The 21906-nt window shown below is 56.9% G+C and carries 16 protein-coding genes and 1 pseudogene; 10 read left to right on the top strand and 7 right to left on the bottom strand.

The window, feature by feature from the left end; all coding sequences use genetic code 11:
- Positions 1–7 precede the first annotated feature (7 nt).
- Positions 8–1246 (top strand): radical SAM family heme chaperone HemW, encoded by a 1239-nt coding sequence (gene hemW, locus CSQ86_RS05430; protein WP_100494082.1) that lies wholly within the window; start codon positions 8–10, stop codon positions 1244–1246.
- A 67-nt stretch (positions 1247–1313) separates the two neighbouring features.
- Positions 1314–2717: a DHA2 family efflux MFS transporter permease subunit gene (locus tag CSQ86_RS05425; protein WP_100494081.1), complete on the top strand. Its 1404-nt coding sequence runs from the start codon at positions 1314–1316 to the stop codon at positions 2715–2717.
- A 2-nt stretch (positions 2718–2719) separates the two neighbouring features.
- Here the strand turns inward: CSQ86_RS05425 and CSQ86_RS05420 are convergent, their stop codons facing one another.
- A complete protein-coding gene (locus CSQ86_RS05420) occupies positions 2720–3292 on the bottom strand; it encodes a TetR/AcrR family transcriptional regulator (protein WP_165773751.1) in 573 nt (190 codons plus the stop codon).
- A gap of 111 nt (positions 3293–3403) precedes the next feature.
- Between CSQ86_RS05420 and CSQ86_RS05415 the strand changes: the two genes are divergently transcribed.
- The 3 genes from CSQ86_RS05415 to CSQ86_RS05405 all read left to right on the top strand — a co-directional run bounded on the left by CSQ86_RS05415 (position 3404) and on the right by CSQ86_RS05405 (position 7259).
- Positions 3404–4687 (top strand): NADH:flavin oxidoreductase/NADH oxidase family protein, encoded by a 1284-nt coding sequence (locus tag CSQ86_RS05415; protein WP_100494276.1) that lies wholly within the window; start codon positions 3404–3406, stop codon positions 4685–4687.
- 95 nt (positions 4688–4782) lie between these two features.
- Positions 4783–5571, top strand: a complete 789-nt coding sequence (locus CSQ86_RS05410) for an SDR family NAD(P)-dependent oxidoreductase (RefSeq protein WP_100494079.1) — start codon at positions 4783–4785, stop codon at positions 5569–5571.
- A 344-nt stretch (positions 5572–5915) separates the two neighbouring features.
- Entirely contained in the window at positions 5916–7259 is a 1344-nt protein-coding gene (locus CSQ86_RS05405; RefSeq protein ID WP_100494078.1) for a metal-dependent hydrolase family protein, read from the top strand.
- A 207-nt stretch (positions 7260–7466) separates the two neighbouring features.
- Here CSQ86_RS05405 and CSQ86_RS10000 read toward each other — a convergent pair whose 3' ends face one another.
- Positions 7467–7595 (bottom strand): hypothetical protein, encoded by a 129-nt coding sequence (locus CSQ86_RS10000; protein ID WP_276312770.1) that lies wholly within the window; start codon positions 7593–7595, stop codon positions 7467–7469.
- A gap of 317 nt (positions 7596–7912) precedes the next feature.
- On the opposite strand from CSQ86_RS10000, the gene CSQ86_RS05400 reads away from it, so the two are divergent.
- Entirely contained in the window at positions 7913–8941 is a 1029-nt protein-coding gene (locus CSQ86_RS05400) for a LacI family DNA-binding transcriptional regulator (RefSeq protein WP_100494077.1), read from the top strand.
- Here the strand turns inward: CSQ86_RS05400 and bcp are convergent.
- The 3 genes and pseudogenes from bcp to CSQ86_RS05385 form a co-directional block, all read right to left on the bottom strand.
- Positions 8938–9471 (bottom strand): thioredoxin-dependent thiol peroxidase, encoded by a 534-nt coding sequence (bcp, locus tag CSQ86_RS05395; protein WP_100494076.1) that lies wholly within the window; start codon positions 9469–9471, stop codon positions 8938–8940. The two genes, CSQ86_RS05400 and bcp, sit on opposite strands and share 4 nt — an antisense overlap.
- A 17-nt stretch (positions 9472–9488) precedes the next feature.
- Positions 9489–10141 (bottom strand): annotated as a pseudogene (locus CSQ86_RS10155) (YczE/YyaS/YitT family protein).
- Between the two features lie 33 nt (positions 10142–10174).
- Positions 10175–10606 (bottom strand): MarR family winged helix-turn-helix transcriptional regulator, encoded by a 432-nt coding sequence (locus CSQ86_RS05385; RefSeq protein WP_100494075.1) that lies wholly within the window; start codon positions 10604–10606, stop codon positions 10175–10177.
- Between the two features lie 184 nt (positions 10607–10790).
- Here CSQ86_RS05385 and CSQ86_RS05380 point away from each other — a divergent pair, with 184 nt between their 5' ends.
- Complete coding sequence (locus CSQ86_RS05380; RefSeq protein ID WP_100494074.1) at positions 10791–11798, top strand: PPK2 family polyphosphate kinase; 1008 nt, start codon at positions 10791–10793, stop codon at positions 11796–11798.
- Between the two features lie 71 nt (positions 11799–11869).
- On the opposite strand, the gene CSQ86_RS05375 is transcribed toward CSQ86_RS05380, so the two are convergent.
- Positions 11870–12073 (bottom strand): hypothetical protein, encoded by a 204-nt coding sequence (locus CSQ86_RS05375; RefSeq protein ID WP_100494073.1) that lies wholly within the window; start codon positions 12071–12073, stop codon positions 11870–11872.
- A 120-nt stretch (positions 12074–12193) separates the two neighbouring features.
- A complete protein-coding gene (locus CSQ86_RS05370) occupies positions 12194–12805 on the bottom strand; it encodes a TetR/AcrR family transcriptional regulator (RefSeq protein WP_100494072.1) in 612 nt (203 codons plus the stop codon).
- 213 nt (positions 12806–13018) lie between these two features.
- Between CSQ86_RS05370 and CSQ86_RS05365 the strand changes: the two genes are divergently transcribed.
- The 3 genes from CSQ86_RS05365 to gltB all read left to right on the top strand — a co-directional run bounded on the left by CSQ86_RS05365 (position 13019) and on the right by gltB (position 21906).
- Entirely contained in the window at positions 13019–13720 is a 702-nt protein-coding gene (locus tag CSQ86_RS05365; RefSeq protein WP_100494071.1) for an ABC transporter ATP-binding protein, read from the top strand.
- A gap of 116 nt (positions 13721–13836) precedes the next feature.
- Positions 13837–17121 (top strand): ABC transporter permease, encoded by a 3285-nt coding sequence (locus tag CSQ86_RS05360; RefSeq protein WP_243387644.1) that lies wholly within the window; start codon positions 13837–13839, stop codon positions 17119–17121.
- 213 nt (positions 17122–17334) lie between these two features.
- Positions 17335–21906, top strand: coding sequence for a glutamate synthase large subunit (gene gltB / locus CSQ86_RS05355; protein WP_100494070.1), 4572 nt, complete (start codon positions 17335–17337; stop codon positions 21904–21906).

Here is a 21906-nt window from a genome sequence, read left to right as displayed (position 1 = left end):
CCGCAGGATGACCTACGAAATCTACATCCACGTGCCGTTCTGCCTTCGCCGTTGCGGTTACTGTGATTTCAACACATACACGGCAGTCGATCTTGGCGCGGGGGCCTCGCGCGGCAATTACGCCAACATGGTCATTCGCGAGATGGCATTGACCAAGCAATGGCAACTCGACCACGGAATCGAAGAGCCGGCAGTTTCCACCGTGTTCTTCGGCGGCGGTACGCCGACCATTCTTTCAGCCGATGATTTGGTGGCCATGCTTGATGCCATCCGCAGAATTTGGGGAATCCAATCAGGCGCTGAAATCACCACCGAAGCCAATCCTGACACGGTCAACGAGTATTACATCAATCGCCTTGCTGAAGGTGGTTTCACTCGCATCTCCTTCGGCATGCAGTCTGCGGTGCCGCATGTGCTCAAAACGCTGGATCGAACCCATACACCGGCCAATGTGGCAGCCGGCGTTGAGGCGGCGAACAAGGCCGGACTGCGCTCCAGCGTGGATCTGATCTATGGCGCGCCAGGGGAGAGCCTGGATGATTGGCGTACCTCAGTGCAGACTGCCATCGACTTAGGTGTCAATCATATTTCCGCATATGCGCTGACTGTGGAACCGACCACCAAAATGGGCCGTCAGATTGCTGCCGGTACCTTGCCTAAGCCGAACGACGATGATGAAGCAGCCAAATATGAGATAGCCGACGATTTGTTCACGGCAGCTGGTCTCCAATGGTACGAAGTGTCGAATTGGGCCCGACCTGGATATGAAAGCCAGCACAATCTCGGCTACTGGCGCAACGTTGACTGGGCAGGTCTTGGCCCTGGTGCGCACAGCCATTACAACGCCCGGCCGTCGTTCGATGCCTTGCGCGCATGGGATATTGCGCATCCGCGACTGTGGGGCACTGCCGTCAACGAGAACCGCATCCCATGGGGTGGCAGCGAGGAAATCACACCGACTGAGAACCTTGAGGAACTCATCATGCTCGGCCTGCGCATCCACGAGGGCCTCGATCTGAATCACATCAATCAGACAATCGCCGCAATAGACGGCCCGATCGCCGCGGATGATGCGTCAATAAGCTTGAAACCCATTGAGGTGGCCCAATTGCAGCCGATGGTCGAAGAAGGACTCATCACCATCACTTCAGATGCCAAGCATCACACCCGCGTTGTTCCTACGCGCAAAGGTCGTTTGCTCAACGATGCGATAATCGAGCATTTCTTCGATTTCGTCGGCATTTGACATGTTTGATGTGATGATTTCATTACCAAAAGCTTGACAAACAACACCAATAAAACGAAACGGCATCATGTCTTACTTTGAACAACCGTCATTAAGCAACCGTCGCCGTACACTCATTTTCGTCAACATATTGCTTTCGTGCATCGCCACCACCATCATGGCGACAGCGCTCACCACGGCTCTACCGCCTATTGCCGCCGATTTAGGCGTTACCATGCAGACGGGCCAATGGCTGACCAGCGGCTATTCACTTGCCATGGGCATCGTGATGCCGCTGACTGCATTCCTTATCACGCGGTTCCCGACCAAACCGCTGTATCTCGCTGGCGCGATGCTATTCATCGTCGGTTCGCTGGTCTGTGTGCTCCCGGTACCATTCGCCGTCATCATGATTGGTCGCGTGGTGCAGGCCTGTGGCAACGGACTGTTGATGTCGATGGCGCAGGTCGTGCTCCTGACCATTTATCCGGACAGTCGCGGCACGGTTATGGGCTGGTATGGGCTCGCGGTTGGCGTCACGCCGGTGATTGCACCGACATTGTCCGGATTGATGGTCGACGCATTCGGATGGCGTTCGATCTTCTACTTGGTGATCGCTGTGATGGCGGTCTCTCTCGTCGCCGCATGCCTAGTGTTCGGCAATGTGCTCAAAACATCCAAGCGGTCCTTCGACGTGCTGTCCTTCGCCGTGAGCATCATCGCGTTCGGCGGCGTGACGCTCGGCATTGGCAACATCGGCTCCATGCCGTTCGTCAGCACAACGGTACTTCTGCCGCTGGTGCTGGGCGTTGCGGCATCCGTCTGGTTTGTAGTGCTACAGCTCAAGCGTGAACGCCCGTTCCTGGACGTTCGCATTCTGCGCAACCGCGGATTCGCGTTGAGTGTGATCGGCAGCATGCTGCTGTACTTTGCGATGATGGGTTCGTCTGTGATGCTGCCGCTCTACGTGCAGACCATCAAAGGCGGTTCCGCGTCAATGGCAGGTTTGGTGAGTCTGCCTGGTTCGTTTGCCATGGCGATTATCAGTCCGATGGCAGGCCGGCTGTACGACTGGTTCGGCGTGCGGCGACTGTTCCTCATTGGTGGTATTTGCCTGACTGTAAGCAACCTGTGCATGGGGTTGTTGCCGCTGTCGGCGTCGATTTGGGTGGCCGCCACAATCAATGTCGTGCGCTCGCTGGCGATTGGTTGCCTGATGATGCCACTCGTGACATGGGGCACCGCCTCGGCGGGGGAGGGGCGTCTTGCCGATGCGAATGCGCTGCTCACAGCGCTGCGCACAATCGCCGGCGCAATCGGTCAGGCGGTGTTCGTGGGCCTCATGACCGCGCTGGCGGCCTCCGCGCATGCCGGCGGAATGAATACGATCGCGGCGGATATGCATGGCTTGAACCTGACGTTCATTGCCATGGGCGTCTGCGCGGCGCCGCTGATTATCATCCCGCTTGTTTTCTTGCGCAGGGGAAAGTAAGGCTACTCCACGCCATGCAGCAGGGCATGCGTGTAATCATGCAATTGCTCACGGTTGAGTGCATGGCCGCGCAGGTATGCCCAGTCGAGCACCAGCATCACCGTGTTCGCGTAATGGTCGGCGATCAGGTCCACCGGCAGCGTGAACCGATCGCGGTCGATGCAGGTGCGGATGATCGCGCGCGCCTGACGCTCGATGAAACCGTGCAGGCTGGAGAACAGTGGTCCCTCGGGGGAATTATTCCTCAGGATCGCGCGTAGCAGTTCGGTGTTGGACTCCAGCAGATCAGCCATGGCGTCAAGCGCCGTATCGACGCGATGTTCGGGCGCGGTCGACGTGAGGTCGGCGAGGTCGGCCTGTTTGGACAGTGCGGTCCAGCAGTAGGCGAGCAGGTCGTCGCGGTCCTCGAAGTAGTTGTAGAACGTGGCGCGCGGATATCCGGCGTGTTCGCACAGTTCGTTGACGCTGATGTCGGCGAAAGGTTTTTCGGCGAGCAATGTTGTGATTGCCGAGAAGAATGCGTCGAGCGTGCGCTGTGTGCCGCGTGTGATCTTGCCGGTGAGGTCTTTCTTCATAATTGGCAGCATAGTCTAACGTCCATAATTTTGCACTTGTCCAAGCTTATGCTAATTTAGACAACTGTAAAAATATGGACGTATGGAAAGTTGAATATCATGGCGAATGACATGGCTGCAACGCTTACTGCTGAACCACTGACCCTGCCCTGCGGCGTAACGGTGAAGAACCGGTTCTACAAGTCCGCGATGAACGAGGCGCTCGCCGGGCGCGACTGCGCGCCGACCGAAGCGCATGTGCACCTATACCGCACTTGGGCGCAAGGCGGCGCCGGAGTGCTCGTCACAGGCAATGTGATGGTCGATCGCACGCAGCTTGGTGAGCCAGGCAACGTCGCCGTCGAAGATGAGCGAGACCTCGCCATGCTGCGCCGATGGGCGGAAGCCGGCACCGAAAACGGCGCGCACTGCTGGATGCAGATCAACCATCCCGGCCGCCAGTCGCCCATCACCATCAACCGGCATCCTCTTGCCCCGAGTGCAGGCAAAGTGGACGGCGAATACGGCAAGTTCTTCGCCGAACCAACCGAGCTGACGCATGAGCAGATCCATGACATTATTCGCCGATTCGCCAATACGGCACGCATCGCCAAGAAGGCCGGCTTCACCGGTGTGGAGATTCATGCGGCACATGGCTACCTGATCAACCAGTTCCTCTCGCCGCTTGATAATCGTCGTACCGATGAATATGGCGGCAGCCTAGAAAACCGCGCCCGATTCCTGTTTGACGTATTTGATGCGGTGCGTGCTGTGGTCGGGCCGAACTTCCCGATTGCCGTGAAGCTCAACTCGTCCGATGTGCCGATTGCCATCAAAGTCAACGAGCGGGATGGAGCGCCGGGCGGGTTCAATGAAGAGGAATCCATTTGGGTCATGAAGCAGCTGGAGAAGCGTGGCGTCGACCTCATCGACATCTCCGGCGGCACATACTCCAAGCCGGTCATCCAGACCAATGATGGCGCCGCTGAGGATCGCAGGCGAGGTGTCTACTTCACCGACTTCGCTCGCCGCATCAAAGGTGAGCTGAATGTGCCGATTGCTCTGACCGGCGGATTCCGCAACGCGACCGACATGGAGCATGCGCTTGGCGAAGGTATCACGCAGATGATCGGCATCGCACGCCCGCTCGCACTTGTGCTTGACCTGCCGAACCGCATCATTCGCGACGGTTGGCAGGGAAGTGTGGACCTGCCGCGGGTCTCGACCGGCATCAAGCCGCTCGACAAGGCGTTCGGCGGCATCCTCGTCATCAGTTGGTTCGAACTGCAAATGCACCGCATCGCGCGTGGCAAACGCCCGAATCCGCGTATCGGCGGAATGCGTGCGCTACTGTTCGCTCTCAAACAGCATGGTCCCGCTGCGCTCACCCCTCGCCGGCGCAAAGGACGGCAGTGATTCGAGGACGCCAACGGGCGACCGGAACAAGCCATCGTGCACATTGAAACGGTGCCGATGGGGATACGCGGGAATATATGAGAAAGGATCATGTAATGGACATCGCCATCATCACCGGCTCGTCGTCCGGCCTTGGCCGCGAATTCGCGCGCCATATCGCCAACCGATATCAACAGCTCGATGAAATATGGCTGATCGCGCGCAGGCGCGAACGCCTCAAGGCGCTCGCGTCGGAGCTTGCCTCATCGACGCACGCAGCCTTTCGCGTCGTACCGCTCGACCTTGCCGACTCCTCCAATTACGGCGGCCTCGGCGAACTGCTGGCCGACGCGAAGCCGGTGATACGCGTGCTCGTCAACAACGCCGGTTACGAGCGCGAAGGCCTGCTGCGTGACATGGAACCGGACGACATGCTTGCGATGATTGATCTCAACGTTAAGGGGATGACGATGATCAACCGTACATGTCTGCCATACATGAGCCGGGGAAGTTTCGAGATTGTCACGGGCTCGGTATCCGCATTCGCGCCGATGCCGTGGCAGGCGGTCTATGGGGCCAGCAAGGCATATGTGCGCTCGCTCGTATTCGCGATTCGCGAGGAGGAACGCCGCCGCGGCGTGAACATCATGCTGCTCAGTCCCGGCAACATGGACACCGAGATGAACGTGCGTGGTTCGGGCGGCGGCAAAATCGGCATGTTGCCGTACCTAAACCTTGCCAGGACAGTCGAACGGTCGTTGAGCCTCGCGGAGCGCGGCTGCGGCGAATACACGCCGCTGATGTTCTACAAGGCGTACCGTTTGGCGGCCAAGCTTGTTCCCGCAACGGTTATGGCACGGTTCACTCGCCTGGACTCGGGCGGTACGAATGGTCGGGGCCTATAGCGTCGCGAACGGGATGGCAGGAGACGATGCCGGCGATGTCATCGATGCTGGCGTATGACACATCCTTGCCGGTGAATTCTGCGACGGTCGGTTCGACCACCACCTATTGGGAGCAGATGGGACGTGTAGGCATATATCCATTGCCTTGCTCACTGGTTTTACGTTGTATACGCCGGTAAGCCGTGCGATGGCAAAAACCAACAAGCTGCCCTCCAGTACGGTGACGATGAACTGAAATAGTGATTGCAATAGGGGTAGGCTTATGGGAAAGGGCGCTACTCGGTCGACGTGAGACAGATATACGAGACTGATAGCGCCGGCCATCCGATGAAGGAGCCTATGCCATGAGTCGCTACCAGTCTGTTATCGAACCGTTTGCGCTAGCCCATGTTCGTGTTGTTGCAGGCGACGAATCGGGAACCGTGCGCAACAACATGACCGTTCTGGTGAATGCGGCCGGTCGTATCGAACAGGTGGCGCCCAGCACCGAAACCAGCATTCCCGAGGAATACCATTACTTGGACGGCACCGGCAAAACCGTGATGCCTGGCCTGATTAATGCGCATACGCATCTGTTTGCGCAAGGCAAGCCGCTCAATCCCAAGCTTGCCACGCCTCAGGGGCAGCGACTGGTGGCAAGATTCGTGCATTCGGCACTCGGCAAACCATATATGGCTTCGACGGTTGCGCAAAACGCGAAAACCTTACTGGAATCTGGTGTTACCACTATCCGCACGCTTGGCGATGTGGGTTACGAAGTGGTGGATTTGCGAGAGCGGATTGCCGCTGGCGAGACTGCTGGACCGCGAATCCTGGCGTCTGGCCCACTGATGGCGATTCCAGAAGGACACGGAGCGCCGTTGATTGCGCTCACGAGTTCCACGCCTGAAGAAGCCCGCGCTTGTGCATTGCGCAATATTGAGCATGGCGCTAATGCCATCAAAATCGCGGCGACCGGGGGAGTGACCGATGCGCAGAAAATCGGCGAGGCCGGCAGTCCGCAGATGAGCGTGGAACAGATGCGCGCCATTTGCGAAGTGGCACATGAAAACGGCATTATCGTGGGAGCTCATGCGCAAAGTGCCGAAGGCGTACGCCGTGCGCTTGAAGCCGGCGTGGATACCATCGAACACGGCAGTGTTCTCGATGATGAGCTGATTGCGCTGTTCCGTCATAATCCAAATTCGTTGCGCGGCTATTCCGCTCTGGTGCCGACATTGTCCGCTGGATTGCCACTCACAATGATTGACCAGAAGGTGACTGGTATTACGGACATTCAACTGGAGAATTCCAAGACCGTGGTCGAGGGCATGGTGACCGGTGCCCGTCAGGCGCATGAGGCGGGCCTCATGGTGGGTGTCGGAACGGATACCGGTATGACGTTCGTACCGCAGTATGCCACCTGGCGTGAGCTGGTGCTGCTGACTCGTTTCGCTGGCTTCACACCGGCCCAGGCGGTTCATGCTGCCACGCAGGTGAATGCGCAAGTGCTTGGCGTGGATGATGTGACCGGCTCCCTGGAGGTGGGTAAAGCCGCTGATCTGCTGGTGTTGAATACGAATCCGCTTCAGGATTTGCATGCGTTGGAGCATCCGGCACTGGTGGTGGCCGCTGGACGGCCGGTATTCAGGCCAAGTGTGGAGCGATTCCAACAAATCGACCAAATGTTGGACCGCGTGTATGAGTGACCTCGCCTTAGGCTTCCCTCTCTGAGGGGAGCCATACATAGTTAGTACATGTACGAAAAAAGAATGAAGCGGACGCCGTTGTCCGATTATTCAGTTATGCCAGCTGCATGCTGACTGTTGAATTATCGAATCTTCAGTTGTGTGACCTATTCGGTCGGTTGAGAACGCCGATATATGCGATCTCGTGAGCGTTTAAGCGCCGATGATTCAGCGGGCGATCTTCTCGGCGTCGTTGACGATGTCAGCGATAACCTGGCCGTTCTTCATGCCGGACTGAGCCATGGAGTTGGCGCCGTAGAGAGCGAGGCCGCGCAGCATAGAATCCTTGAGAGACATGATTGTTTCCTTTCGTTAGTCAAAGCCGGAGGGCTTTGAATTGTTTGCGGTTTCGTTTGAAACCGGTTTCAGAATACCGCGGGAAATCGTTCTTGACAAGTTACCGCAAGGTCATCGGCGTTTCGCCTGATATTCCGCCATTCTTACTCCCGCTTGAATCGAACCGGTTCGACATGTTCGAGTGATTAAGAGGCTGTGGGGTGGGGAAATACGTAGCGGACGTGGGTTGCACTACGGCGAACATATTTGTGCCGACGTGTTTCTATTGTGGGAACAGGTAGTGCGTTGCTGAGGATTTGAGTTCGAAGGGGAAGACCATGGCGAGAACTACGGGGCATTCACGCCCGGTCATCAAAGATGTGGCCAAACTTGCCGACGTCTCGGCGCCAACGGTTTCCCGATATCTTAACGGCACTGCGAAAATCGCCGAAGACAAGCGTAAACGTATTGCGGCAGCCATCAAGGAACTTGGCTATGAGCCGAGCATGGCGGCTCGCGCCTTGTCCAATCAGGAGATGGATTCGGTGGTGGTGTTCGCCTCCAAGCCGGATGAATTCTCTACGTCCGCCACCAATCACGGGGTTGAGGCGGCGGCGCGCAAGCGTGGTTTTCTTTTGAATATCGTCTCGTTGGATGAATCAGACATTGCCTCCGTGGAGGCTCGTGTACGTATGGGTCTAGCCGTACGACCCGCTGGCGTGCTCGTCTATGAGTACGGTTGGGCCGGTGTGGAAGCGTTGAAAGTGATTCCACAAGGCATCCCAACCGTAGTGGTCGGTGGCGGATTTGGCGATGGTGATTATCAGGTCATCAACGCTGAACGTGAAGGTGGCCGGTGGATGACCATGCATCTGCTTGATTTGGGACACAAGATGGTGTTCCATGTGCAATGGGATCAGGAAACAGGGGATAATTCCCGCACCAATGGCTGGCGGGATGCACTTAAAGAGCAGGGGATTGACGTACCCGAGTCGATTACGGTGCCGGTCGGACGATTGGATAAGGCAGTTGCGGCAGGTAAAAAGCTAGGGCGGCGCAAGGGTGTCACGGCGATTTTCGCCGCAACCGATGAGCTGGCCATTGCTGTTATCAAAGGTCTGAGAGAAGCTGGCCGCAAGGTTCCCCAAGACATAAGCGTCATCGGCTTCGATGACATGGCGTTCGACGCTCTGTGGGAGCCGCCGCTGACCAGCTACACGCAGAACTTCCATGAGATGGGGCAGCGGGCTTTTCGGATGCTCTTCGAACAAATTCAGGCCAAGCGAAAAGGTGTTGATATGCCACCTGCCCAAGTTGAAATCGTGCAGGGGCGGCCATGTCTGCGTGCTTCGGAAGCGGCCTGTTAGGCCAGCTTCTTCAGCAACGACTCTACATGCCCCTTGGCGCGCACATTGTAGCGTGCCAGTTCAATGGTTCCGTTGGCGTCAATCGCAAACGTGGATCGCAATACGCCCACATGCGTCTTGCCGTAGAGCTTTTTCTCCCCGTAAGCGGCGTACAGCTTATGAACAGTCAAATCGGGGTCAGAAAGCAATGGAAATGAGAGATGGTCGCGTTCGCGGAACTTCTGCAATTTAGCTACCGGATCCTTGGAGACTCCGAGAACCGTATAGCCCAGTGTGCTTAGTCGCGCCATATTGTCGCGGAAATCGCATGCTTCTGTGGTGCAGCCGGGCGTCATCGCAGCCGGATAGAAGTACAGAATCACGCTTTTACCCTGTGCGGTGAGTTTGGAAAGCGTGATTTCAGATTCGCTGCCGTCCGGGTTGACGGCTGGCAGCATGAAGTCCGGTGCGTACTCGCCAGCTTCGAGGCGCGCTGGTGCATGAGTCGCAGTTGATTCGGTCAATTGTTCTGTATTCGTCATGGTTCCCATCGTAATAGCAACTGTTGTTAGTCGGTGGTTTGAGAAGGTACTGTGGTGCCGGTGGTTTTGATGCGAGGATCCGTGGGCGCGACGAAGCGGACGTGGCGGTTGAAGAAGTTCACGATCACTCCGGTGATGGCGGCCGCGATGATTGTGCCGATGCCGAGCCCGTTAAGCCGGCCGAAGAAGATGAACGAGAGTACGCTGGCGATCACGATCAGTGAGATATCGAAGCAGACCTTGACCGTGCCGAAGCGCACCTTGGTCACCATGGAAAACGCGCGCACGATACCTTCACCGGGCACCATGATGAGCTTTGGCGCGACCTCCATACAGATGCCAAACGCCAGCAGCGTGGTGCCTAACAGCAGACCGATGCCGTGCAGCCACCATGAAGTGGGGAGAACCATTGAAGCAACACCATGCTCACATCCAGCGTGGCGGCGAACCAGAACGTGACCGCCAATTGCAGATACTGTACTGGATGGAAGTCGCGGCGCAACAATATGACTTCGATAAGAACGAATATCGCGTTCATCGCGAACGTGGTGATACCGAAGCTGATCCAGGGGAATCTCAACGTCACCACCCATGCAATACTGGATATCGGCGAAGTGCCGAGATTGCTTTTGGTGATCAGCGCGATGCCAAACGACTCGATGGCAAGTCCCACGAGCATCGATACCAAACGCTTCGCGAAATATGGCATGATTTATTCCTCTTCCTCCTGTTCGATGTTGGCTATGACATGGCGCAAACCTTCGCGTAAAGTCTTTCGTTCCGTTTCGCTCATGCCTTGCATGGCTAATTCGTCGGCTTGATGCATGATTGCTGCGATGCGGGTGGCGTAGTCGCGCCCTGATTTGGTAAGAAACACGCGATATGACCGTTTGTCGGTTTCATGCACTTCGCGCCGTACAAGGCCGCGTAGTTCCATGCGGTTCAGCAGGCCGGTCATTGTGGACTTATCGAGAATGCATTCGGCGCAGATTTCTTTGGCGGTACGTCCATCCTGTTCGGCTAAACACTCGATGATTTTGGGTTGTCCCGGCAGAAGGCCGATGCGGCGAATCGCCTCATCGATTCTTCGATTGGAATGGTTGAACGCGCGCAACAGCAGGAAATGCAGTTCGTCATCCAGCATTGTTTTGCTTCCTTTAATACAAGTGCGATGAGCGGCAGCGAATGATCGTTGTTCTGATTCCTATACTATCGTTTTTAGTTGGCATGCAAACTAAAAACGCAGTGTACGATAGATGTAATTTCAGTGAAGAGTACATTGTGGTTCTCAAATAGTCACTGGAGACTATACCAATGGGGGTGCGCTGATGAGCAAAGACGATAAGCGTAAAGATACGGTCAAACGTCAGCGGGAGCAATCAAAGCGTATGAATAAGATGCTGGACCGCGCCTCGGATTGCATATCCGCAATCAGTGAGGAACATACTGCAGCCGGACAGCTTGCAGCCGCCGCGAAGGCAAGTGAACTGCTGAGCAGTGTATGGTCGTTGTCTCCGGCGCAACAGCTCATGTTTCAAGCAAATATGAGCCTTACGGATGTGGACCCAGGTTCCACTCCGGGATTTGAAGGATCCAAGGCGGATGGGGAGCGTTTCATCGAGCTGTCTTCCGATGATTTGGCCAGATATCAGATGCTTATGTATGCCAATGGTTCACGTGGCTCTCATCAACGTCTATTGATCGTGCTGCAAGGCATGGATGCTTCGGGCAAAGGCGGCATCGTGCGTCATGTATTCAATCAGGGCAATCCGATGGGTATGCATTACAAGGGATTTGGCAAGCCCACCGAAGAAGAGCTCGGCCACGATTTTCTGTGGCGTGTGGAGAAGGAATTGCCGCAACCGGGTTGGATTTCCATATTCGATCGCTCGCATTATGAGGATGTGGTGATGCCGCATGTATACGGCACATATCCGGAATCGGTATGGCGGCCGCGCTACGAGCGTATCAATGAGTTCGAATCACAATTGGTTGCAGATGGGTGCACGATCATTAAAATCTTTCTGGTGTCCAGCAAGGAGGAGCAGCGCAAGCATTTTCTGGGGCGACTGGAAGATCCCACAAAATACTGGAAGTTCGATATCTCTGATTTGGATGCTCGTGAACGTTGGGATGATTACATGGCCGCGTGGCAGGAGGTGTTCGAACGTACGAGCACCGATACCGCGCCATGGTATTTGGTTCCTGCCGATAACCGTTGGTATTCCCGTGCGGTGGTCAGTGAATTACTACGTGATGCAATGCGACGTATGGACCAACATTGGCCCGAATTGAACGTCGACCCGGATGAGGTGCGGAAACGTCTGGGAGAGTAGTACATACGGAAAAGGGGCGTGGCCATGACGAGCCACGCCCCTAAACAGGAGTAGTCAGAAGCTGACGAGAATCACTTCACGTTCTTCATACCGAGGATGGACAGTGCGCCGAGGGTGAGCACGATGAAGCCCATCGGGAACCGGCCGGCGTAACCGAACTGGTGGAAGACCCAGGCGCCCAGCAGCGGGGCGAGCATCTGGCCGACGGTGCCCATGGCGTTGATGAAGGACAGGTCCTTGGCGGCCTGATCTGGGTTCGGCAGCACGGAGGTCATCAGGGACTGGTCGATGGCGATGAACAGACCGCCGCCGATGCCGGTTTGAATGACATTCGCGATGTCATCATGCCGACTGACGTGGTGGTGCGTCGGTCTACAGCGCCCGTTGCAGCATGATCACCACAGCACGTCAACCGGTGCTGTGGTTTTATTGGTTTCGATGATGTGACATATCTGTTCCGGGGTCTCCTTGCAGCCACGGCGAATCCACAGCCAGATGATTGAGGAGACGGCGGAAACGAGAATCTCCATCGCATAATCGGCGGGAATGCCGTTGTAGTCATGCTTGGGCTCTTCGTCGAATCGCTTGGCTTGGGCTACGATAAGCTGCTTCAGCACGTTCTTCAGGCGGTCGTACAGCTGCATATCGGTACCTGAACGGGAGATCGCGTTAAAGAAGGCGTAATCATCCTTGACGTAATGCAGCGCTTTGGCGATGGCTTCTTCTTTGAAGGCATCGCAAATCGCTTTGCCGTCGGAGGTCACGGTCTGCCCGTTATCATCCGAATTCTCCACGAGAATCTCGGTCAGATCGGCGATGGTGTCGTCGATGAGCTGCTGGCGTAGGTCGAACTTATCGATGTAATGCATATAGAACGTGCCGCGATTGATACCGGCCGCGCGGGCGATGTCGCTCACGGTCATGGCATCGAATCCTTTGGACTGCATTAGTGAGGTAAACGCCGCCTTGATTTTCGCCTCGGTTTTGGTATTGCGCTTACCAGTCATTGCTGCCTCCGCTCTTGTTCTGCTCTTCTCTTTTATGCATCGCGCAATCATCGATTCTATCAACACGTTGTCTGATTAGTGTGCAGAATCGGCAATATTCCCGAAAGTGTCCAATTTAGACATTTTGCCTAATTGTGGTCATTGACTGACTGTTCTTCACGAAATTACGATGCAGGCAATAAATCAACACGTTGTTTAATCAAGGAAATCTTCATGGCATACATCGAAATGGTCCACAGTTTCAAGCGCTATCAAACGGGCAGCACCACCATCACAGCTAATAATGATGTCAGTTTCGACATTGAGAAAGGCGAATTGGCCATCATCCTCGGTGCGTCCGGTGCCGGCAAATCAACTGTGCTCAACATTCTGGGCGGCATGGACACCAATTCTGAAGGCCAAGTCATCATCGACGGCAAAGACATCTCCAACTACAATGCTCACCAGCTCACTGACTATCGTCGCTACGACATCGGCTTCGTCTTCCAGTTCTACAATCTCGTGGCCAATCTGACCGCCAAGGAGAACGTGGAACTTGCCTCGGAAATCGTCAAAGACGCGCAGGACCCAGTACAGACGTTGATCGACGTTGGGCTCAAGGATCGTATCGACAACTTCCCAGCCCAGCTTTCCGGTGGCGAACAGCAGCGTGTGGCCATCGCTAGAGCCGTGGCAAAGAATCCGAAGATTCTGCTGTGTGATGAGCCGACCGGTGCGCTTGACTACAACACCGGCAAACAGGTGCTGCAGATCTTGCAGGACCAAAGCCGCAAGAAAGGCGCCACCGTGGTGATTGTGACGCATAACTCGGCCATCGCACCTATAGCGGATCGTGTCATTCATATGCATGATGCGCGCGTCAAATCCATTGAAATCAATGAACATCCGATGGATATCAAGGATTTGGAGTGGTAAACATGGCCGATTTCAATGATTTTCTGGTTACCGACGAAACTGATGATTCTATGGCATCGGCTCGCCGCAGCCATAGACGAAGTAGGGCGACAAAGACTGGGATGCTGCGCAAACACATGCTTTGGAAAGATATCTTCGCTACCCTGAACAAATCCAAGGGCCGTTTTCTTTCCATCGTGAGCCTGATGCTGCTCGGATCTTTCGCGCTCGTCGGACTGTTCGTTACTGGACCGAACATGCGTATCACCGGCACCGACTACTACAACACCAATCATCTGGCTGACGTTACTGTTATCAGCGACTATGGTCTGACCGATGAAGATGCGCGCATCGTTCGCAATACCACCGGCGTCAAATCCGCGGAATTCGGCTATTTCAAAGACGTGACCATCAAAAACAGCAACCACAGCCTGCGCGTCTACTCCAATCCGAAAACCATCTCCACATTCGCCGTCGAAGAAGGTCGGCTGCCGAATAAGGCCAACGAAATCGCATTGGACCGCACCGAGCGGAGTAAGTACGCCATCGATAGCACCATCACCATCAGCGAACAGCCAGATATTGCGGGAGACAAGGTCCTGAAGCATAGCCGATACACGGTAGTCGGATTCGTGAATTCCACTGAAGGATTATCGAACGTGAACCTCGGCCAATCCACGGCGGGCACCGGCGAACTCGACGGTTACGCAGTGGTGACAGATGCCGCTTTCGAATCCAAGGTGAAGATGATCGGCCGCGTGACCTTCAACGACACGCAAAATGTCGATTATTGGACCAGCGAATACCGAGACCTTGTGCAGGCGCATAAGGACACCTTGACCAAGCGTCTTGCCGATCAGCCTAAGGCCCGTGAGAATTCCATTAAAGATGAACGCCGTCAACAGATCGATAAGGCACAGTCCCAAGTCGATGCAGCCAAGCAGCAGCTCAGTGACGCGCAGACACAGTTGGATGATGCCAAAGCGCAAATCGAATCAGGCAAAGACCAGTTGGCCGATGGCAGCATTCAAGCAGTTGATCAGGCATCATCGGCACTGGCAGAACTTTCTGGTGCCAGTGCGCAGATCGCCTCCGCAGGTTCACAATTAACTGCGGCACAAACCAAGTTGGTAGCGGGTGGGCAGCAGCTGAGCCAAGGACAAGGTCAGCTTGGTGTGGCCTGGCAACAGCTTTCCGACGCCAAAACACAATTGGATATGGCTCGCACAGCGTTGGACACATCCAAAACAGTGCTGGATAAAACAGGTGCGGCGCTGCAATCCTGGGCCGATTCCGGGCTCGCCGGCAATGCGTATACCAGCGTGAAAGCGCAGTATGACAAAGCATTGCAGGCATACAACGATGCAGCGAAGGAATACAACAACAAACTCGGCGAATACAACACGGCGTTGCAGCAGTGGAACTCCAGTGCCTCAGCTCTCGAGCAGGGCAGTGAGGAATACCAGCAGAACGCTGCAGCCATTGCGGATGCCGCCAATCAGTTGGCTAATAAGCAGAGCGAATTGGGCTCGGCTGTATCCAGTGCCCCGGCCAGTGCATCGGCGGGAGCAAGCCAGCTGATCGAAGGCAACCGAAGCATCGAAAAAGCGGAGGATGAATACAACCAGAAGTTGCAGGAATTCAACGATGCCAAGCCGGCCGCCGAGCAGAAAATCAAAAAAGCCGAACATGACATCGCATTGGCCCGCGAAAAAGTGGACACGCTCGAAGTACCCGCGTACTCAATTGATGGACGCCGAGAAGGATTGACTTCGGAAGGCTACCGAGTCTACGAGATTATTGCGAACATCGTGGAAAAGTTGGCGATGATCTTTCCGGTGTTCCTGTACTTTGTGGCCGCATTGGTAACCTTCACCACTATGGGCCGCATGGTGGATGAGGAGCGTACCAACTCCGGTACGCTGAAGGCCTTGGGCTACGGCAATCAGGACATCCTGAAGAAATTCGTGTTCTACGGGTTCACCGCTTCCACCATCGGCACGATTTTCGGCGTGCTCCTCGGCCATACACTGCTGCCGATGATCGTCTACCATGCATACAGCGACGGCTTCACCGTGCCGCGCATCGCGCTGGTGTTCCATCCGGTTGTGACAGCGGTGGCATTCCTGCTCGCTTGGGTGAGTGCCGTGGTGCCGGCCATGCTCGCCGCATACCGTGAACTGCGGGAGAAGCCCGCAGCCCTGCTGTTGCCGAAGCCGCCGGCCAAAGGTTCGAAAATCTTCTTGGAGCGCATCAAGCCTCTGTGGAATCGACTGAACTTCACACGCAAAGTCACCGCTCGTAATCTATTCCGATACAAGACGCGCGGCCTCATGACCATCTTCGGTGTGGCAGGAGCCGTTGCGCTGCTGACCGCTGGACTCGGCGTACAGGCCTCCATCGGGCAAATCGGCGAACGACAGTTCGATGAGATCATCCACTATGACCTCATCGTGGCCGAGCGCAGCGATAACAATGAGGAACAAAACAAGGCGGTGGCCGACTCCATGGAAAGGTCTGCTGTCGACTCCTCTACGCCGATTCGTTATGAGGAACTCACTAAAACCTCCGGTAAGGAGCACGACAAGCAAAGCATTACGTTGCTGGTCACCGATGACGCCTACAACTTCGGGGATTATCTGACGTTGCGCTCGCGGGTTGGGCGTAAGCCGCAGGTGCTCACCGATCGCGGAGCGATCATCTCCGAACGCATGGCGGACATGCTGAACGCCAAAGTGGGGGATACCGTCACCGTAACCGACAGCAATGGTGTGAACCGACGCGTGCGCGTGGACGGCGTCACCGAAATGTACATCGGGCATTTCATGGTGATGAGCTCTGGCGAATACGAGCATGTATTTCATAAGGATTACCAGTCGAATGCATACATGGTGAAGCTCAAGGAGAACAGCATCGAGAACGCCGAAAAGCAAGGCGCACGATTCATGAAAGTGGATGGCGTCAGGTCAGTGGTGCAGAACACTACGATGAAGAATCAGGTGGCCACCATCGTGGATTCGCTTAACCAGATCATGGAAGTGCTGATCTTGGTGGCGGCTTTGCTCGCCATCGTGATTCTCTACAACCTCACCAATCTCAATGTTTCCGAGCGAATCCGCGAACTCTCGACCATCAAGGTGCTTGGTTTCCATTCGAATGAGACCACGATGTATATCTACCGCGAAACCATCGTGTTGTCCGCGCTGGGCATTCTGGGCGGTTACGCGTTCGGCGGATGGCTGCACCAGTACATCATCACCGAAGTGCCGCCGGACGAGGTGATGTTCGATCCGGCGCTCGGCAGGGCCGCGTTCGTGGTGCCCCTGGTGCTGATTGCGGCAGTGCTGGCGCTGCTGGGTGCGGTGGTGTACCGGCGATTGCGCACGGTGGACATGCTCGCCGCGTTGAAATCGGTGGAATAGTACGAATGGCTGCGTCATGGGATGTGAAATTACCTGTGACGCGGCCGGTTCTATAAGTGTCCCAAAATTGCGTAAAATTGACTCTTGACATTTTCGCCTACTCGGTATATGGACAGCGAAACGTAAAAGACATAACGCGACGCTACGCTGTCAACAGCAACTTAGAGAAGTGGCACGTTGTTAGCGCGCCCATAAGCAATTGAGGTGATTTCGGTGACATTCAAAGCCCCGCTTGATCTCACGGTCCATGCTCCGGACGGCATGTATGACCCCTCCAACGAGCATGACGCCTGTGGTGTGGGTATGGTCACCACTCTGAACAAGCGCCCTGAACATAAGATCGTCAAGGACGCCATCGAGGTGCTGGTCAACCTCGATCACCGTGGTGCCGTGGGCGCCGAGGAAAACACTGGTGATGGCGCCGGCATCCTGATGAGCATGCCGGACGAGTTCATGCGCGCCACCGTGCCCGCGGAACTGCCGGAAGCCGGCCATTACGCCGCAGGCATCGCATTCCTCGACCGCGATATCGAAACCTCCGGCCAGCAGGAACAGGCCATCGCCAAGATCGTGCGCGAGGAAGGTCTCGAAGTCCTTGCATGGCGCGTGGTCCCCACCAACCCGGACGGCCTCGGCCTGCAGGCGCTGGCCGCAATGCCGGGCTTCAAGACCCTGGTCATCGCCTCCGAAGACGGTTCCTTGGGTGGTGTGGAGCTCGACCGCAAGACCTTCCGCATCCGCAAGCGTGTGGAGCATGAGGTCGGCGTCTACTTCGCCTCCCTCTCCGCCCGTACCATCACGTACAAGGGCATGCTCACCACCATGCAGCTCACCCACTTCTTCCCGGATTTGGTTGACGAGCGCATGAAGGCCACCGTTGCCATCGTCCACTCTCGCTTCTCCACCAACACGTTCCCGAGCTGGCCGCTCGCACAGCCGTTCCGTCTGATCGCACACAATGGTGAAATCAACACCATTCAGGGCAACCGCAACTGGCTGTCCGCCCGCGAAGGCCGCCTGAGCTCCGAGCTGCTCGGCGAATTCAAGCCGCTGCTGCCGATCACCACCCCGGGTTATTCCGATTCCGGCACCTTCGACGAGTGCCTCGAACTGCTGCACCTCGCCGGCCGCTCCCTGCCGCACGCCATCTGCATGATGCTGCCGCCGGCATGGGAAAAGAACAACGATCTCGACCCGGACGTGCGCGCCTTCTACGAGTACAACAACACGCTGATCGAGCCGTGGGATGGCCCGGCCGACATCGTCTTCACCGATGGCACCCAGGTCGGCGCTCTGCTTGACCGCAACGGCTTCCGCCCCGGCCGCTGGCAGCTCACCGATGACGGCTATATCGTGCTCGCCTCCGAAGCCGGCGTGCTGCCGGAAACCGAGCAGGATCACATCGTGTCCAAGGGCCGTTTGGAGCCAGGCAAGATGTTCCTTGTCGACACCGCCGAAGGCCGCATCATTCCAGACGAGGAGATCAAGAAGAACCTCGCCGCCCAGCACCCGTACCGCAAGTGGGTCGAAGGCAACTCCGTGGAGCTTTCCGATCTGCCGAAGCGTGAGCATGTGAGCCACTCCGGCCAGTCCGTGCAGCGCCGCCAGCGCGCATTCGGCTACACCGAGGAAGACCTGAAGCTGCTCCTGACCCCGATGGCCAACACCGGCAAGGAGCCTCTTGGCTCCATGGGTAACGACACCCCGCTGCCAGCCCTCTCCAAGCGCAGCCGCATGCTGTTCGACTACTTCATGCAGAAGTTCGCACAGGTCACCAACCCGCCGTTGGACTGGGAGCGCGAGGAGATTGTCACCTCCCTCGAATCCGCCATCGGTCCGGAGCCGAACCTGCTGGCCGATTCCGAGCTGCACGCCAAGAAGATCCTGATTCCGCTGCCTGTGGTCAACTCCGATGAGATGGCCCAGTTGAAGCGCCTCGACCGCGCCCGCATTCTGGGCGATTACTACCGCCCGTACGTGGTCAAGGGCCTCTACCAGGTGGCCGGTGGCGGCAAGGCTCTGAAGGAGCGCCTTGACGAGATCTTTGCTGAAATCGACGAAGCCATCGAAAACGGCAAGAACTTCATCGTGCTTTCCGATCGTGACTCCAACCATACGTGGGGTCCGATCCCGTCCCTGCTGCTGACCGCAGCCGTGCAGCATCACCTGCTGCGCCGCCACACCCGCACCCAGATCTCCATGGCCGTTGAAGCCGGCGATGTGCGCGAGATTCACCATGTGGCACTGCTCATCGCCTACGGTGCCGCCTGCGTGAACCCGTACCTGGCCTTCGAATCCGTGGAGAACCTGGCTCGCACCGGCTACCTCAAGGTAGATGAGCGCACCGCCGTGAAGAACCTCACCAAGGCTCTCTCCACCGGCGTGCTCAAGATCATGTCCAAGATGGGCGTCTCCACTATCATGAGCTATCGTGGCGCACAGCTGTTCGAAGCCGTGGGCTTGAGCCAGGAAGTTGTGGACGAATACTTCACCGGCACCACCTCCCGTGTGGGTGGCGTCGGCCTGGATGAGATCGCCGAGGAAGTAGCCATCCGCCATCGCGTGGCCTATCCGAACCAGTGGACCGCAGCACCCCATCGCAACCTGCGTACTGGTGGCGACTACAAGTGGCGTCGCACTGGCGAAGACCACCTGAACGATCCGGAAGCCATCTTCCTGCTCCAGCAGTCCACCCAGCGCGGTGACTACCAGATGTTCAAGAAGTACTCGCACCACATCAACGACACTTCGAACCGCATCATGACCCTGCGTGGCCTGATGAAGTTCAAGAACACCCGCAAGCCCATCGACATCTCCGAGGTCGAACCGGCAAGCGAAATCGTCAAGCGCTTCTCCACCGGCGCCATGAGCTACGGCTCCATCTCCCAGGAAGCCCACGAGACGCTCGCCCTTGCGATGAACTCCATCGGCGCACGCTCCAACTCCGGTGAGGGTGGCGAATCCGAGGATCGTATCAACGATCCGCAGCGTTACAGCCGCATCAAGCAGATCGCATCCGCTCGCTTCGGCGTCACTTCCGATTACCTGGTGCATGCCACCGATTTGCAGATCAAGCTCGCACAGGGTGCCAAGCCTGGTGAAGGTGGCCACCTGCCGGGTGCCAAGGTTCCGCCGTGGATCGCCCACGTGCGTCACGCCACCCCGGGCGTGGAGCTCATCTCCCCACCGCCGCACCACGACATCTATTCCATCGAGGATCTGAAGCAGCTGATCAACGATGCGAAGATGGCCAACCCGAAGGCTCGTATCCACGTCAAGCTCGTTTCCGAGTTCGGTGTGGGCACCATTGCCGCTGGCGTGGCCAAGTGCCATGCCGACGTGGTGCTCATCTCCGGCTACGACGGCGGTACGGGTGCAGCCCCGCTCAACGCCATCAAGCACGCCGGCACCCCGTGGGAGATCGGTCTGTCCGAAACCCAGCAGACGCTGATTCTGAACGGCCTGCGCTCCCGCATCGTCGTCCAGTGCGACGGCGAGCTCAAGACCGGTCGCGACGTGGTCATCGCAGCACTGCTCGGTGCCGAGGAATTCGGCTTCGCCACCGCTGCCTTGATCGTCGAAGGCTGCGTCATGATGCGCGCATGCCAGAAGAACACCTGCCCGCAGGGCATCGCCACCCAGGATCCGGAACTGCGCGCCCGCTTCCGCGGCAAGCCCGAGCACGTGGTCAACTTCTTCATGTTCATCGCTGAGGAAGTGCGCGAGATTCTGGCCCAGCTTGGTTTCAAGACCCTCGAAGAGGCCATCGGCCACGTCGAGTGCCTCGACCAGAACGAAGCCATCAAGCGTTGGAAGTCCGACGGCATTGATTTGAGCAACGTCTTGAAGCAGGCCGGCCCGGTTCCGGGCACCATCCTGCACCAGACCATCGAGCAGAACCATGAGCTCGAAAAGGCTCTGGACAATGAGCTCATCAAGCTCGCCGAGCCGGCGCTTGAACGCAAGGAGCCTGTGCGCATCGAGATGCCGATTCGCAACGTCAACCGTACGGTCGGCACGATGGTCGGCTACGAGATTACCCGCCGTTACGGCGAGGCAGGTCTGCCGGACGACACCATCGACATGACCCTGCACGGCTCCGGAGGCCAGTCCATTGGTGCCTTCATCCCGCGCGGCGAAACCTTGCGCATTTACGGTGAAGTCAACGATTACGCCGGCAAGGGCCTCTCCGGCGGTCGCATGATTATCCGTGCCGAGGAAGGTGTCACCTTCGATAAGCACGAGAACGTCATCGCCGGCAACGTCACCGGTTTCGGTGCCACCTCTGGCCAGATGTTCGTGGCAGGCCGCGCAGGCGAACGCTTCGCCGTGCGTAACTCCGGTGCCACCTTCGTGGTGGAAGGCGTGGGCGACCACGGCTGCGAATACATGACCGGTGGCACCGTCGTAGTGCTCGGCCCAACCGGACGCAACTTCGGTGCAGGTTTCTCCGGTGGTAACACCTACGTGCTTGACCTCGACATGAAGAAGGTCAACCCGGGTGCCATCAAGTCCGGCAGCTTGCTGTTCAAGTCGTTGAACGCCGAAACCGCCAAGCTGGTGCATGACCTCGTCAAGCAGCACGCTGAAGAGACCGGTTCCCAGTTCGCCGCAGCCCTGCTGGAAGACTGGAACGAAACCGTCAAGCGTTTCACCCATGTGGTTCCGAAGCAGTACTTGGCTATGACCAAGGCCATGGAAGAAGCCAAGGCCAACAACATCGATTTCAATTCGCCTGGAGCCTGGGAGAAGGTTTACGAGCACGTCACGGAAGGAGTGCGCTGA

The sequence above is a fragment of the Bifidobacterium felsineum genome (genome assembly GCF_002802915.1).
GTDB classification, from domain to species: domain Bacteria; phylum Actinomycetota; class Actinomycetes; order Actinomycetales; family Bifidobacteriaceae; genus Bifidobacterium; species Bifidobacterium felsineum.
The sequence above is the reverse complement of the archived record's forward strand: the minus strand, read 5'-3'. Positions and strand labels throughout refer to the sequence as shown.

Bases quoted from the DNA above. Each gene is read 5' to 3' on its own strand.
- CSQ86_RS05360 (WP_243387644.1), top strand. From the start codon at position 13,837: ATGCTTTGGAAAGATATCTTCGCTACCCTGAACAAATCCAAGGGCCGT.
- hemW (WP_100494082.1), top strand. From the start codon at position 8: ATGACCTACGAAATCTACATCCACGTGCCGTTCTGCCTTCGCCGTTGC.
- CSQ86_RS05365 (WP_100494071.1), top strand. From the start codon at position 13,019: ATGGCATACATCGAAATGGTCCACAGTTTCAAGCGCTATCAAACGGGC.
- bcp (WP_100494076.1), bottom strand. From the start codon at position 9,471: ATGGGAACCATGACGAATACAGAACAATTGACCGAATCAACTGCGACT.
- CSQ86_RS05410 (WP_100494079.1), top strand. From the start codon at position 4,783: ATGGACATCGCCATCATCACCGGCTCGTCGTCCGGCCTTGGCCGCGAA.
- CSQ86_RS05385 (WP_100494075.1), bottom strand. From the start codon at position 10,606: ATGCTGGATGACGAACTGCATTTCCTGCTGTTGCGCGCGTTCAACCAT.
- CSQ86_RS05375 (WP_100494073.1), bottom strand. From the start codon at position 12,073: ATGACCTCCGTGCTGCCGAACCCAGATCAGGCCGCCAAGGACCTGTCC.
- CSQ86_RS05380 (WP_100494074.1), top strand. From the start codon at position 10,791: ATGAGCAAAGACGATAAGCGTAAAGATACGGTCAAACGTCAGCGGGAG.
- CSQ86_RS05425 (WP_100494081.1), top strand. From the start codon at position 1,314: ATGTCTTACTTTGAACAACCGTCATTAAGCAACCGTCGCCGTACACTC.
- CSQ86_RS05415 (WP_100494276.1), top strand. From the start codon at position 3,404: ATGGCTGCAACGCTTACTGCTGAACCACTGACCCTGCCCTGCGGCGTA.
- CSQ86_RS05405 (WP_100494078.1), top strand. From the start codon at position 5,916: ATGAGTCGCTACCAGTCTGTTATCGAACCGTTTGCGCTAGCCCATGTT.
- CSQ86_RS05420 (WP_165773751.1), bottom strand. From the start codon at position 3,292: ATGAAGAAAGACCTCACCGGCAAGATCACACGCGGCACACAGCGCACG.
- CSQ86_RS10000 (WP_276312770.1), bottom strand. From the start codon at position 7,595: ATGTCTCTCAAGGATTCTATGCTGCGCGGCCTCGCTCTCTACGGCGCC.
- CSQ86_RS05400 (WP_100494077.1), top strand. From the start codon at position 7,913: ATGGCGAGAACTACGGGGCATTCACGCCCGGTCATCAAAGATGTGGCC.
- CSQ86_RS05370 (WP_100494072.1), bottom strand. From the start codon at position 12,805: ATGACTGGTAAGCGCAATACCAAAACCGAGGCGAAAATCAAGGCGGCG.